A 12,998-nucleotide genomic window follows, 5' to 3' on the forward strand; every position below is an offset into this window, starting at 1 on the left:
GATCGCCGACCGCGCCGGTTTGACACTCGCTGCCTCGTCCGTCGCGATCATGGGCGCGTGCCACACGTTCGGTGTCGTCCGTTCGGTGTCGTCCTGGCGAAGGCCAAGACCCATACCGCGTGAATCATCGATGACGATCGCTGGCAATACCGAACGACCAATCTTCGCCAAATGACCCGGTGGGGGTAATGGGTCCTGGCTTTCGCCAGGACGACGTTGGTGCAGCAAATGCTCAACCTGTACCGGAACGACGCAACACATCGAACAGCTGCAGATGCGCCCTCGCAAGAATCGGACGCGTGTGAACTCGTTCACTTGTCCGCTCAACCTTGGTTCGCTACTCTCTCGGCCTACTACCTTCAACCGACGATTTGCTTGGGATCGAACATATGAAGCAGTTCATTGCACCGTTCGTCGCCGCGATCGCTCTCGTCGTGCTGCCCACGATTGCCGCGGCGGACTGTCCGAAAGGCTATGTGCCATGCGGCGAGAAAAATCAGTTGTGCTGCCCGGGAAAGTAGCAAGCCGCAAATGGCTTTGGCTCGGTAGCGGGGTCTTTGTCGCGATCGGCCTCGTGATGGTCGCGGTCTTTGTCGGCTTCCCGCGAAAGAAGCAAACCATCACGGCCATCCTCTCCGAGACCGGATATTTCGAGGTGGTGCCGCCAAGCACGTTCGGCGGCCCCGGCACGATCAACACGATCGAGTATCTCAGCAACGGCCGGCTGGAGCTGCATCCGACTTGCGAGGTCGATCCGACGCTGCTGATCGGCAAGATCCAGAAATCGCGGACCGTCGACCGGGACCTGAAGCAGTCGCTTGAGAAAAAGCTCGACGTGTCGGCCCAGGTCAGGGACAAGCTGTCGGCTGTCGCCGGAATGCAGCAGGTCGAGGCCGTCAACCTCAAACTCGAGAACGCCAACATTCTGCTGATATCGGACGAGTCGCTGATCTCTGCCCGCAACGCCTTGCTGAAGGCCGAGTGTGAGGACGCGGTCACCCAGAACGTTTCGAGCGGCGCCGTCGTGTGCCAGACGCGGTCCGTGCTGGAGGCCGACGTCGTCTACGAGATCAAATATCAGAATACGATTTCGATGGAGGAGCGGGCCAAACTGACATCCGAGATCGCGACGAAGCTCGATCTTGACGTCCATGAGGGGGCGAACGACAAGGTCTCCGGCTCCCAATTGTTCTTTGGCATCAGACTGTCGCCAAATCCGATCGTGATGCACTCTGCCTCGGGCGAGATCAAGCCCTGCACGAGGAGATAGAATCCGCGCCGTCCCCCTGCCATGAACGCAACGCGCGTTGGCTGCGACCAATGGCGGTCGCCGCCGAAGCGCAGGGGAATCGGATGCTGAACGCCCAACAATTGATGTGGACCCAGATTGCCGCCGGCGTCGCCGTGCTGCTGTTTGGATTGACGCTGTTCAATCTGATCCGCATGCGGGGCCGGATGGTCGCGGCGCGGAGCTGGGACAGAGTGGAGGGCATCATCACGGTCTCCCGGGTCGACCAGCCGGCGGCGCATTCCTCGGACGACCGGAACGACGCCAAGCCCATCATTCGCTACCGCTATCAGGCCGGCGGCCAGGAGCTGGAAGGCGAAAAGGTCTTTGTCGGCGGCACCGTCATCACGACGAGGGTCCTGGCCGCAAAACTGACCGGACGTTATCCGGTCGGCGCCCATGTCGACGTCCATGTCGATCCCAAGCAACCGACCGAGGCGCTGCTGGAGCCCGCCGCCGCGCAGAACGTCGCGGCACTGGTGGCGTTCACAATGGTGTTCGGCATCATCGCCGCCACCCTGACCGCGCATTCGTTCGCAGGCCACGTGCTCTACGCCGACAAGGGCGTCCCGCTATTCGCGTTCGCGGTGCCGATCATCGTGCTCGTGGGCGGGGTGTTCCTCGCGGCCGATTATGTCCGGACGCGCCGGCTGGCGAACGCCAGCCTGCGCTGGCCGACCGCGTCGGGCAGGGTCATCCATTGCGACGTGATCGAGGAAATCATCGAAGAGAAGACCGAGCACGACAATCGACCGACGACGTCAAAGCTCGTCCACCGCTATCAGGTCGACCTGCGCTACGCCTACAGGGTCGGCAAGCGCGACTTCATCGGCACCGAAGTCGATTGGAACGGCACCATGATCTCCGGCCTGCGCGAGGTCGCCGAAGAGGCCGCGGCGAAATATCGCCCCGGGAAGAGCGTCCAGGTCTATTACGATCCGGACCAGCCGGGGCAGGCCGTGCTGGAGCCCGCAAGCCGGAAAGGCGCGCTAGGGCCGCTGATCGGTGCCGCGGTCTGCGCGGTCGTCGGCGGCCTTTTCCTGATGATCCTGATCAAGGTCGGGTTTGCGTAGCGGCGCCGCGACGCGTCGTCTGTCGATCGAGTGCAAAGGCGGCGCCACACTCTCCGTCATTGCGAGCAAAGCGAAGCAATCCAGACTCTCTCAGCTGTCGACAGACTGGATTGCTTCGTCGCTTCGCTCCTCGCAATGACGAGCTTGGCGCGCAAGCTTTCCATTCGGTCGGCGCCGCCGCCCGCATGCAAGCGGATTCACCCCTTCGGCGGTGCCAGCGGTTGCACGATCTCCTGGAACGGCGCCATCGCCTCGCAAGCGTCGGCGTGCGCCGACAGAGCCGGATACCGCGACGGCTCGAACAATTGCGGATGCGCCTCGCGGGTGAAGCGGACGACGCAGGCGACCACAACGTCGGCATGGCCGATGCGATCACCCAGCCAGTACGGCGTGCCCACCTTGGCGCGCTCGGCCTCCAGCGCTTTCAGCACGTCCGCGATCTGCGCCTGGCAGCGCTCGACCCACAGCGTGAGCTGCTCCTTCCGCAGCACCCGCTCGTAGAGCAGGCTCACCGCCTTGTCACCGAGACCGGAGGCGAGCGCGCAGATCCGCAAATGACGCCGGCGCTCGGCGCCGGAGCGCGGCAGCATCGCCTTCTCCGGCCCTACCAATTCGTCGAGATAATCGAGGATGACCGTGCTCTCGATCAGCGCCTCGCCGTCGTCGAGCACCAAGGTCGGCACGCGCCGCAGCGGATTATAGGGCGCGATCTTGTCGGCGTCGCCGAAGGTCGACCACGGCTTGTGCTCGAAGGCGAGCCCGTAAAGCCGCAGCGCAATCGCGACGCGGCGGACGAAGGGGGAATCATATTGGCCGATCAGGAACATGGTTTTGCTCTCTTGTCGTCTTTCCGGCATGGCCGATCAGTTTCGACGGGAAGATCGGCCCCGCGCAAGAAAAATTTTTGAATTGGAGCATTGCGCCGGCTGCTACGGCGCGCTCGCCAGCTGCACACGCCCCGCGTTCAAAGACCATCCTGGATCGAGCGCTTGATGGCGAGGATCGCCGTTTCGTTGCGCTTGTACATCGTCCACTGCTTGACCCGCTTGGCGCGCACCAGCTTCGCCGCGGTCAGCACCCGCATGTGCTCGCTCAATGTCGGCGCGCTGACGCCGAGCTTCTCGGCGATCAGCAGTCCGCAGACGCCGTCCTCGACGAGGTCGCCGTCGGCCTGCTCGCGGAAATGTTTCCTGGGATCCCGCAGCCAGTCCAGGATCTGGAGGCGGCGTTCATTGGCGAGTGCGCGCAAGGCGACGGCAAATCTCATTTAGTCATTTTGCTAATTACCTAATTGATGTCAACTCTCCGATGCGCTATCAAGGTGGTATCATGGCTGAGACATTGGACGTCACACGCGAGAAGATCGCGGCAACCGAGGCCGTTATCCGCCCCCACATAAGGCGCACGCCGCTCGTTGAGGCTGATCTCGCCGATTTTGGCCTGCCGGCTTCACCCGTCATTTTCAAGCTCGAGCTGTTGCAGCATTCCGGATCGTTCAAGGCGCGGGGCGCCTTCGCCAACCTGCTGTTGCGGCAGGTGCCGGAGGCCGGTGTCGTCGCCGCATCGGGCGGCAATCACGGCGCCGCGGTGGCTTATGCGGCGCAGCGGCTCGGCGTTCCCGCCACGATCTTCGTGCCCGACATCACCTCGCCGGCCAAGGCCGAGCGGATAAAAGGCTACGGCGCCAATCTCGTCATTGCGGGCAGCCGCTACGCCGACGCGCTCGCCGCGAGCGAAACCCATGTCGCGCAGACCGGCGCCATGGCGGTGCATGCTTACGACCAGGTCGAGACCTTGCTCGGTCAGGGCAGCGTCGGAATGGAGCTGGAGCAGGATGCAGCGGGCATCGACACGGTGCTGGTGGCAGTCGGCGGCGGCGGCCTGATCGGTGGTATGGCGGCCTGGAGCGCCGGCAGGACGCGCATCGTCGCGGTCGAGCCGGAGCAATCGCCAACACTTCACGCCGCCTTCGCCGCGGGCGCGCCGATCGATGCGCCCGCGGGCGGCATCGCCGCCGATAGTCTCGCCCCGCGACGTGTCGGACAATTGATGTTTCCGATTGCGCGGGCCCACGTCGAAAAGGTCGTGCTGGTCACCGACGATGCGATCAGACAGGCGCAGGCGGCATTGTGGTCGAGCCTCCGCCTGGTCGCCGAGCCTGGTGGCGCGGCCGCCTTTGCCGCCTTGCTCTCCGGTCGCTATGGTCCCTCACCCGGCGAGCGGGTCGCGGTGCTGGTTTGCGGCGCCAACACGACGGCAGTCGATTTCAACAGCTAACGAGGATCGCGGTGTCGGCGCTCCGTCATTGCGAGCGCAGCGAAGCATCCAGTATCTTTCCACGGAAACAGTTTGGATTGCTTCGTCGCAAGGGCTCCTCGCAATGACGGTGGGGAGGCAGCTGCGCACTAGCCGATGATCGGCACATGCTTCGCCGCCGTTCGCGGAGCGGCGCCATCGAGGCGCGGATCGTCGGCAATCTCGATCTGGCGGCGGAACGGGCGGAAGCCGGAGCGCTGGTAGAATGCAACGGCGGACGGATGATCGAAGGTGCAGGTGTGCACCCAGACGCGGGACAGGTCGCGTGACCACGCGATTTCAAGTGCACGGTTCATCATAAAGCGGGCGGCACCGCTCCCGATCAGTTTTGCGGTAACACCGAAATACACGAGCTCGCACTGGCCGGCCTCGCGAAAGTCCAGCTCCAGCAGGCCTTCATCGCGGCCGTCCAAGACAAGCGCATAGAGCTCGACGCCCGGTGCGTGGATGATTGCGGCGAGCTCGGCGTCGTGCATGCGCGCCCGCGAAAACCACAACCACTCCTCGCCGACGCGGCGATGGAGGTCGCGATACCAATGAAGCGCGGGGGTATCGACCTTGCGCAGGATCCAGGCGCCGGGCGAATCGTCACGGCGCGGAGGGGGCGTGGTCATCTCGAGATGGGTGACGACGGCAGCGATCTTGCCGGGGGGAATGTCGGAATAACCGTCGGGGAGGATCATTGCGTTCCTGTAGCGCGGAGTGCGACTTACGCATTCTATGTCGTCCCGGCGAAGGCCGGGACCCATAACCACAGGGAGTGGTTTGGCGAAGACTGCTCGTTCGGGATTGGCACTAGCCGCAATCGATAGACCTCGCGGTATGGGTCCCGGCCCCCCGTGCGCAATTGCGCACTAGGCCGGAACGACTAAGCTACCCCTCGCCCTCGTCGCTTGCCAGCACGCCCTTTACCGCCCTCGACCAGCCCGCCAGCTTCCGCTCGCGCGTCGCCTGGCTCATGTTCGGCTTGAAGCGGTGCTCGAGGCGCCAGTTGTCGGCGAACTTGGTCGGTTCGGGATAGACGCCGGCCTGGAGGCCGGCGAGATAGGCGGCGCCCAGTGCCGTCGTCTCCTGGATCACGGGGCGGTCGACGGGCGCGTCGAGCAGGTCGGCGAGGCGCTGCATGGTCCAGTCGGACGCGGTCATGCCACCGTCGACCCGGAGCACGACGCTGGCCACCTCCGAGCTCGGCCAGTCCGCGCGCATCGCGGCCCAGAGGTCGAAAGTCTGGTAGCAGACGCTTTCCAGCGCGGCGTGGGCAAGCTCGGCCGGGCCGGTGTTGCGGGTGAGGCCGAACAGCGCGCCGCGCACGCGCGGATTCCAGTACGGCGCGCCCATGCCGACGAAGGCCGGCACGAGATAGACGCTCTGCATGGAGTCCGACTGATCGGCAAGAGGTCCGGTCTCGGCGGCGTGCTTGATGATGCCGAGGCCGTCACGCAGCCACTGCACCGCGCTGCCCGCGACGAAGATCGAGCCTTCGAGCGCGTAGGTGCGTTTGCCGCCGAGCTGGTAGGCGATGGTGGTGAGCAGCTTGTTCTTCGAAGCCACGGGCGTGGTGCCGGTGTTGAGCAACGCAAAGCAGCCGGTGCCGTAGGTCGACTTCATCATGCCCGGACGGAAGCAGGCCTGACCGATGGTCGCGGCCTGCTGGTCGCCGGCGATGCCGGAGATCGCAATCGCGCCGCCGAACAGGTCCGGCGTGCTCTCGCCGAAGCGGGCGGAGGAATCCTTCACCTCCGGGAGCATCGAGCGCGGCACGCCGATGATCTCCAGCAGCTCGTCGTCCCACTGCCCGGTGTGGATATTGAACAGCAGCGTGCGCGAGGCGTTGGTGGCGTCGGTGGCGTGGACCTTGCCGCCGGTGAGGCGCCACAGCAGGTAGCAATCGACGGTGCCGAACATCAATTCGCCGCGGGCGGCGCGCGCGCGTGCGCCGGGGACGTGGTCGAGAATCCAGGCGACCTTGGTGCCGGAGAAATAGGGATCGATGATCAGGCCGGTCTTTTGCGAGATCACGGGCTCGCGGCCGTCGGCTTTCAGTTTCGCGCAGATGTCGGCGGTGCGGCGGTCCTGCCAGACGATGGCGCGGTGCACGGCCTGCCCGGTGGCGCGGTCCCACACCACGGTGGTCTCGCGCTGGTTGGTGATCCCGATCGCGGCGATGTCCTTTGCGCTGATGCCGGCCTGCGCGATCGCGTCGCGGCAGACGGTCACGGTCGAGGTCCAGATGTCCTCGGGCTCGTGCTCGACCCAGCCCGAGGCGGGGAAATGCTGCGGAAACTCGGCTTGCGCCTTCGCCGCAATGGATATGTCGCCGCGAAACACGATCGCGCGCGAGGAGGTGGTGCCCTGGTCGATGGCGAGGACGAAAGACATGGAAGCAAACCTTGGCGTTGTCTTTGGCGTTTTCTTTGGCGTTTTCTTGGCGTTGTCCCGTGAGGGATCATTGTGTCGCGCCAAAGGGAGCGGATTGGAGGCGGAAGGTCAAGCCCGCCGCGCTCGTCGGGGCGGACCACACGCATGTGGAGGGGCTAGGACAGAGAATGCGAAAATGCTACATGCCGGGCGGGCAAATGGGGCGGCATGACCTTCACTTCTTTTCAGTTCGGCATCTTCTTCGCGATCGTGTTCGGCGTCTATTACCTGCCTTCGCTGCGCGGCTTCCAGGTCCCGCTGCTCGTTCTCGCAAGCGTGTTCTTCTATGGCTTCGGCCAGCCCGAGTTGCTGCCGCTGCTGCTCGTCGCGGTGCTCGGCACCTATCTCTGCCTGGTGCTTGCGTTCGAGAATCGAACTTTCTGGATGCCGGCCGGCATCGTCTTCAATCTCGGCCTGCTCGCGTTCTTCAAATACAAGTTCCTGTTCGTCGACGCCGCCGCGACCACACTCACGGGCGTCGCGCCGATCGACTTCCTGCTGCGACTGCCGCTGCCGATCGGAATCTCGTTCTTCGCGTTCCACAACATCAGCCTGTTGGTCGACCTGACGCGCGAGAAACGCACCGTCCGCTTGCGCGAGGTGTTCCTCTACATCATCTTCTTCCCGCAGCTCGTGTCCGGCCCGATCACGCGCGCGGCCCAGTTCATGCCGCAGATCATTCCCAAGCGGCTGGGTGACGTCGCCTTCGTCGAGGCCGCGAAGTGGATCCTGGTCGGCTATTTTTTCAAGCTGTATGTGGCGAACAATCTCAACGAGATGACGTCCTACATGGACTTCCCGCTCTACGAGACGCTGCGCACGCAGGATCGCTGGCTGCTGGTGTTCCTCTACAGCTACCAGATCTACGCCGATTTCTTCGGCTACTCGGCGATTGCGCTCGGCCTCGGCCTGCTGTTCGGCTATCGCCTGCCCGTGAACTTCAACCTGCCCTACATCTCGACCTCATTCTCTGAGTTTTGGACGCGTTGGCACATCTCGTTGTCGAGCTGGCTCAGGACCTATTTGTACATTCCGCTCGGCGGCAACCGTCATGGACCGGGACGAACCTGTCTCAACCTGATGATCGTGATGACGCTTGGCGGACTCTGGCATGGTGCCAGCCTGAGCTACGCTCTGTGGGGCATGGCGCACGGGATCTTGCTCGTGATCGAACGACCGTTCCTGAAACTCATGGGCGATGGAAGCCCCGCGGTGCGGGTGATCCGGATGGGTATCGTGTTCTTCTGCGTCACGATGCTCTGGATCTTCTTCAAGCTGCCGAACTTCGACCACGCGCTCAGCTATCTCAAGGGAATGTTCATGGCGACGGACGCGCCCAATCCGCCAAAACTGTTCACCAATCTCGCCTTGCTCTACGCCTTGCCTGTTATCATCCAGCATGTCGGCATCAGCGCGCTCGTCGAAGGCCGCTGGCGGCGATGGGAGCCCTATCTCTATGGCGCGCTCGCGGCGCTCGCCTGTCTCGAGGCGGGGCCCGACAGCACTTTCATCTACTTCCAGTTCTGACATGGCGCAGGATTTGACGCTTTCATGGCTGGTCAAGTGCGCGGCGGCTGCAGCCGCGCTGCTGCTGGCCTGCGCCTTCACCACGGCGCGCTTCGGCTCGGCCCTGCAGCAGCCGGCGGTCACGACCCGCGGCGGCAGCCTCGTCAGCCTGAACCGCTATGTGCAGGATCCCACGCCTGATGTCGTGGTGGTCGGCAGCTCGGTCGCCTGGCGTCTCAAGGAGGAGTATTTCTCGCCGCCGCGCGTCCGTAATCTTTCGCTGGCGGGCGGCTCGCCGGTGACAGGTCTCGAGATCGTCGCGAACCGGCCGAACCCGCCGAAGATTGTGCTGATCGAGACGAATGTCCTGACGCGCGAGTCGGACAGCGCGCTGATCGAGAAATTTTCCGGCGGCGCGCGCACGGAAGCGCTGCTGTTGCGCCCGGTGCGAACAGCGATCGCGGGCTATGAGACGTGGAAACACGGTGAACCTGATCCCGCCCGGGCGCGCGCCGAGCGGGATCGCCTGCTCAGCCAGCCGCCGGGCACGTTCGACAACAAGGTCTATCTCGACCGTGCGCTGGAGCAGATGAACGAAGCTGACCCGACCGTGCCGGTACGCGCGAATGTGGTTCGCATCAGGCAGCTCATTGACGAGCTCCAGCGGCGCGGCACCCGCGCGTTTCTGATCCATGTTCCGTTTGCGCCGGAGATTGAAGGCTCCCGCATGGTCCGGATCACCAACGAGATCGTCGACGAAGCCTTCCCGGATCGCGCGCTTTGGCTGCCGATCGATCCGCCGCGACGCGAGCTGCGTTGGGACGACGGCGTGCACCTCGACGAACGTTCGGCCCTGATCGTCGTACGCGCCATCGAAAGCGCCATCGAACGCACCTTGGCCGGGCGCCGCCCGTAGCAGAGGACCGGCGACTACGGCGCCGCCGTCGTCACGCCGCCGTCGATGACGATGGTCTGTCCGGTCATGAAGCTCGACGCATCGGAGGCGAGGTAGGCGACTGCGCCTGCGATTTCGTCGGGCTCGCCGATGCGGCGGAGCGGGGTGGTGGCGGTGCGGCGTTTCAGATTCGCTTCGTCTTCCCACAGCGCACGGGCGAAATCGGTCTTGACGAGGCCGGGCGCGATGCAATTGACGCGGACGCCTTTCGGGCCCCATTCGCCGGCGAGCGAACGGCACAATGCGAAGTCGGCGGCTTTCGAAATGCCGTAGGCGCCTATCACGGTCGAGCCGCGCAGGCCGCCGATCGAGGAGATGATGACGACGGAGCCGTTGCCGCGCTCGGCCATTTGCGGGATCGCCAGCGCGGAGAGCCAGATGTTGCTCTTGACGTTGCTACCCATGATCTTGTCGAAGGCCTCGTCGGTGATGTCGAGCAGCGGGCCGTAATAGGGGTTCACCGCGGCGTTGCAGACGAGGATGTCGATCTTGCCATAGTGCTTGGTCGCACCCGCGATCAGCGCCTCGACCTCTTGCTTGCGCGCGATGTTGCAGGGGATGACGGTGGCCTCGCCGCCGGCCGCCTTGATGCCGTCGACGACCTCCTGGCAGGCGTCGGCCTTGCGCGAGGAGACCACGACTTTGGCGCCGAGCTTTGCGAGCAGTTCGGCGGAAGAGCGGCCGATGCCGCGGCTGGAGCCGGTGACCACGGCGACCTTGCCGGTGAGATCGAACGGGGTGTTTTTCATTGTTGTTGCTCCCTCTTTTGATTCAGCTCGCTTGCTTCATCGTCATGGCCGGGCTTGTCCCGGCCATCCACGCCTTTGTCTCACCGCCAAGACGTGGATGCCCGGGACAAGCCCGGGCATGACGATCTTTATGCGGCTGCCGCCTCGCGATCCGGCGCTAGATCAACCCGCCACCGTCCGCCACGCGGCGCTGGTGGTAGTCGGTGTCGCCGAACGAGTTCTCGATCATGGTCAGGCGCTTGAAGTAGTGGCCGATCTTCGCCTCCATGGTCATGCCGATGCCACCGTGGAGCTGGATCGCCTGCTGTCCCACGAACTTCAGCGACTTGCCGATCTGCACCTTGGCCGCGGCAACGGCGTTGCTGCGCTCCTTGGCGTCCTCGAAATCGGCAGCCATGGTCGCGAACATCGACATCGATCGCGCCTGCTCGGTGGCGACGAACATGTCGGAGGCGCGGTGCTGCAGCGACTGGAACGAACCGATCGCAACACCGAACTGCTTGCGCGTCTTGATGTACTCGACCGTGGTCTTCAGCGACTCGTCCATCAGGCCGACCGCTTCGGCGCAGAGCGCGATGCGGGCTTCGTCGACCACACGCTCGATCAGCGTGAGCGAATCGTCGGGATTGCCGAGCGCCGCATCGGCGCCGACCTCGACGCCGGTGAAGGTGATGTCGGCGGCGTGCAGGCCGTCCTGGGTCGGGTACGACTTCTTGGCGACGCCCTTGGCATTGGCCGGCACCAGGAACACGCCGATGCCGCTCTTGTCGCGGCGCTCGCCCTTGGTGCGCGCGGTCACGATGAGGGTATCTGCGTTCTCGCCGTTGAGCACGACGAACTTCTCGCCGTCGATGACCCAACCGTCGCCCTTATTCTTCGCCGTCGTCGTGACGTCGAAGAGATCGTAGCGCGAGTTCTTCTCGAGCTGGGCAAAGGCGAGCGTCTTGCTGCCGTCGACGATGCCGGGCACATGCGCGGCCTTCTGCGCATCGCTGCCCGCATGGCGCAGGAAGCCGCCGCCGATCACGACGGTGGCGAGATAAGGCTCGAGCACCAGTGCCTTGCCGAGCGCTTCCATCACGATCATGGTCTCGACGCCGCCGCCGCCGAAGCCGCCATCGGCCTCCGCGAAGGGCAGACCGAGCAGGCCTTGCTCGGCGAGCTTGCCCCACACGGTTTTGCTCCAGCCGCCCTTCTCCTTCATGTACTTCTTGCGACTCTCGAAATCGTAGGAATCGGTCAAGAGGCCGTCGATGCTTTCCTTGAGAAGCCGTTGCTCCTCGTTCAGATCAAAATCCATGTTCTTTGCTCTCCGGTATCGATTTCGTCATGCCCGGCCTTGTGCCGGGCATCCACGTTCTTCGCAGCGCTAGGCGTGGATGGCCGGGTCAAGCCCGGCCATGACGGTGAGTGCGTGTTGATAGTGTAGGATCACAGCCCCAGCACCGCCTTGGCGATGATGTTGCGCTGGATCTCGTTGGAGCCGCCGTAGATCGAGACCTTGCGGTTGTTGAAGTAGCTCGGCGCGATCTGGGCGGTCCAGTCCATGGCTTCGTTCGAGCCGTCGTCGCCGTGCACGTCATAGGGTGCTGCGAACGGGCCGATCACTTCCATCAGCAGCTCGGTGGTGGTCTGCTGGATCTCGGAGCCCTTGATCTTCAGCACGGAGGAAGCCGGATTGGGCTTGCCCTTGCCATGCTTGCCTTCGTCGGCGACGACGCGGAGCTGCGTCAGTTCGAGCGCCTTGAGCTCGATTTCGCAGGCCGCCAGCTTGTCGCGGAAGGCCGCGTCCTGGATGATCGGCTTGCCGCCGGATTCGACCTTGGAGGCGAGATCGCGGATGCGGCGCAGCCGCTCCTTGGAGACGCCGACCCGGGCGATGCCGGTGCGCTCATTGCCGAGCAGGAATTTCGCGTAGTCCCAGCCCTTGTTCTCCTCGCCGATCAGGTTCTCGTAGGGCACTTCGACGTCGTCGAAGAAGACCTCGTTGACCTCGACGCCCCCGTCGATGGTCTGGATCGGGCGCACGGTGACGCCCTTGGATTTCATCGAGAACACGATGAAGGAGATGCCCATCTGCTTCTTGGCGGTCGCATCGGTGCGGCACAGGCAGAAGATCATGTCGGCGTGCTGGGCGAGCGTCGTCCAGGTCTTCTGGCCGTTGATGATCCACTTGTCGCCCTTGCGCTCGGCCTTGGTCTTCAGCGAGGCGAGGTCGGAGCCGGAGCCGGGCTCGGAGAAGCCCTGGCACCACCAATCGTCGACATTGGCGATGCGGGGCAGATACTGCTTCTTCTGCTCTTCATTGCCGAAGGTGTAGATGACAGGACCGACCATGCTGACGCCGAAGGCGAGCGGCTGCGGCGCCGGATAGGACTGCAGCTCCTCGTTGAAGATGTAGTGCTGCACGGAGGTCCAGCCGGTGCCGCCATATTGCTTGGGCCAGTGGCTGACGCCCCACCCCTTCTTGTTGAGGATGCGCCACCACGTCACCATCTCGTCCTTGGAGAGGTGGCGGCCCTCGACCAGCTTGCGCCGCGTATCCGGCGGCACGTTGTCGCGGAAGAATGACCGCACTTCCTCGCGAAACGCCTGTTCTTCTTTCGTGAATGCGAGATCCATCGGATCCTCCTGTTTCCTCGTCGTCCTGGCGAAAGCCAGGACCCATTACCACCGGCCTTCGTTGGTTTGCG

General features: G+C 64.1%; 12 protein-coding genes. 5 read left to right on the forward strand and 7 right to left on the reverse strand.

What is annotated here, in order from left to right; genetic code table 11:
• The first annotated feature begins 481 nt into the window (after positions 1 to 481).
• Positions 482 to 1,270 (forward strand): hypothetical protein, encoded by a 789-nt coding sequence (locus tag AC0L3P_RS11935; protein ID WP_473301979.1) that lies wholly within the window; start codon positions 482 to 484, stop codon positions 1,268 to 1,270.
• Between the two features lie 83 nt (positions 1,271 to 1,353).
• Positions 1,354 to 2,361, forward strand: a complete 1,008-nt coding sequence (locus tag AC0L3P_RS11940; protein WP_354062964.1) for a DUF3592 domain-containing protein — start codon at positions 1,354 to 1,356, stop codon at positions 2,359 to 2,361.
• Positions 2,362 to 2,558: 197 nt separating this feature from the next.
• Here AC0L3P_RS11940 and AC0L3P_RS11945 read toward each other — a convergent pair whose 3' ends face one another.
• Positions 2,559 to 3,188 (reverse strand): glutathione S-transferase family protein, encoded by a 630-nt coding sequence (locus AC0L3P_RS11945; protein ID WP_473301980.1) that lies wholly within the window; start codon positions 3,186 to 3,188, stop codon positions 2,559 to 2,561.
• Positions 3,189 to 3,325: 137 nt separating this feature from the next.
• Positions 3,326 to 3,628: an ArsR/SmtB family transcription factor gene (locus AC0L3P_RS11950; protein WP_473301981.1), complete on the reverse strand. Its 303-nt coding sequence runs from the start codon at positions 3,626 to 3,628 to the stop codon at positions 3,326 to 3,328.
• Positions 3,629 to 3,690: 62 nt separating this feature from the next.
• Between AC0L3P_RS11950 and AC0L3P_RS11955 the strand changes: the two genes are divergently transcribed.
• On the forward strand, positions 3,691 to 4,638 hold the full coding sequence (locus AC0L3P_RS11955) for a threonine/serine dehydratase (RefSeq protein WP_473301983.1): 948 nt from the start codon (positions 3,691 to 3,693) through the stop codon (positions 4,636 to 4,638).
• Positions 4,639 to 4,766: 128 nt separating this feature from the next.
• Here the strand turns inward: AC0L3P_RS11955 and AC0L3P_RS11960 are convergent, their stop codons facing one another.
• Both AC0L3P_RS11960 and glpK read right to left on the reverse strand, forming a co-directional pair.
• Positions 4,767 to 5,360: a GNAT family N-acetyltransferase gene (locus tag AC0L3P_RS11960; RefSeq protein ID WP_473301984.1), complete on the reverse strand. Its 594-nt coding sequence runs from the start codon at positions 5,358 to 5,360 to the stop codon at positions 4,767 to 4,769.
• Positions 5,361 to 5,550: 190 nt separating this feature from the next.
• Positions 5,551 to 7,056 carry a glycerol kinase GlpK gene (glpK, locus tag AC0L3P_RS11965; protein WP_473301985.1) on the reverse strand — a complete coding sequence of 502 codons (1,506 nt, stop codon included), beginning with the start codon at positions 7,054 to 7,056 and terminating at the stop codon, positions 5,551 to 5,553.
• Positions 7,057 to 7,263: 207 nt separating this feature from the next.
• On the opposite strand from glpK, the gene AC0L3P_RS11970 reads away from it, so the two are divergent.
• Together AC0L3P_RS11970 and AC0L3P_RS11975 are read left to right on the forward strand one after the other, a co-directional pair.
• Positions 7,264 to 8,622: an MBOAT family O-acyltransferase gene (locus AC0L3P_RS11970; protein ID WP_473301986.1), complete on the forward strand. Its 1,359-nt coding sequence runs from the start codon at positions 7,264 to 7,266 to the stop codon at positions 8,620 to 8,622.
• Between the two features lies 1 nt (position 8,623).
• Positions 8,624 to 9,517 (forward strand): hypothetical protein, encoded by an 894-nt coding sequence (locus AC0L3P_RS11975; RefSeq protein ID WP_473301987.1) that lies wholly within the window; start codon positions 8,624 to 8,626, stop codon positions 9,515 to 9,517.
• A 14-nt stretch (positions 9,518 to 9,531) separates the two neighbouring features.
• Here AC0L3P_RS11975 and AC0L3P_RS11980 read toward each other — a convergent pair whose 3' ends face one another.
• The 3 genes from AC0L3P_RS11980 to pimC all read right to left on the reverse strand — a co-directional run bounded on the left by AC0L3P_RS11980 (position 9,532) and on the right by pimC (position 12,927).
• Positions 9,532 to 10,305 carry an SDR family NAD(P)-dependent oxidoreductase gene (locus AC0L3P_RS11980; protein WP_354062950.1) on the reverse strand — a complete coding sequence of 258 codons (774 nt, stop codon included), beginning with the start codon at positions 10,303 to 10,305 and terminating at the stop codon, positions 9,532 to 9,534.
• A gap of 157 nt (positions 10,306 to 10,462) precedes the next feature.
• Complete coding sequence (gene pimD / locus AC0L3P_RS11985; RefSeq protein WP_473301988.1) at positions 10,463 to 11,605, reverse strand: pimeloyl-CoA dehydrogenase small subunit; 1,143 nt, start codon at positions 11,603 to 11,605, stop codon at positions 10,463 to 10,465.
• A 131-nt stretch (positions 11,606 to 11,736) separates the two neighbouring features.
• Positions 11,737 to 12,927 (reverse strand): pimeloyl-CoA dehydrogenase large subunit, encoded by a 1,191-nt coding sequence (pimC, locus tag AC0L3P_RS11990; RefSeq protein ID WP_275172316.1) that lies wholly within the window; start codon positions 12,925 to 12,927, stop codon positions 11,737 to 11,739.
• Between the last annotated feature and the right edge of the window lie 71 nt (positions 12,928 to 12,998).

The sequence above is a fragment of the Bradyrhizobium sp. WSM4874 genome (assembly GCF_055811835.1).

Coding starts and splice junctions, on each gene's coding strand:
- AC0L3P_RS11935 (WP_473301979.1), top strand. CDS start 482: ATGCGGCGAGAAAAATCAGTTGTGCTGCCCGGGAAAGTAGCAAGCCGC.
- AC0L3P_RS11940 (WP_354062964.1), top strand. CDS start 1,354: ATGCTGAACGCCCAACAATTGATGTGGACCCAGATTGCCGCCGGCGTC.
- AC0L3P_RS11945 (WP_473301980.1), bottom strand. CDS start 3,188: ATGTTCCTGATCGGCCAATATGATTCCCCCTTCGTCCGCCGCGTCGCG.
- AC0L3P_RS11950 (WP_473301981.1), bottom strand. CDS start 3,628: ATGAGATTTGCCGTCGCCTTGCGCGCACTCGCCAATGAACGCCGCCTC.
- AC0L3P_RS11955 (WP_473301983.1), top strand. CDS start 3,691: ATGGCTGAGACATTGGACGTCACACGCGAGAAGATCGCGGCAACCGAG.
- AC0L3P_RS11960 (WP_473301984.1), bottom strand. CDS start 5,360: ATGATCCTCCCCGACGGTTATTCCGACATTCCCCCCGGCAAGATCGCT.
- glpK (WP_473301985.1), bottom strand. CDS start 7,056: ATGTCTTTCGTCCTCGCCATCGACCAGGGCACCACCTCCTCGCGCGCG.
- AC0L3P_RS11970 (WP_473301986.1), top strand. CDS start 7,264: ATGACCTTCACTTCTTTTCAGTTCGGCATCTTCTTCGCGATCGTGTTC.
- AC0L3P_RS11975 (WP_473301987.1), top strand. CDS start 8,624: ATGGCGCAGGATTTGACGCTTTCATGGCTGGTCAAGTGCGCGGCGGCT.
- AC0L3P_RS11980 (WP_354062950.1), bottom strand. CDS start 10,305: ATGAAAAACACCCCGTTCGATCTCACCGGCAAGGTCGCCGTGGTCACC.
- pimD (WP_473301988.1), bottom strand. CDS start 11,605: ATGGATTTTGATCTGAACGAGGAGCAACGGCTTCTCAAGGAAAGCATC.
- pimC (WP_275172316.1), bottom strand. CDS start 12,927: ATGGATCTCGCATTCACGAAAGAAGAACAGGCGTTTCGCGAGGAAGTG.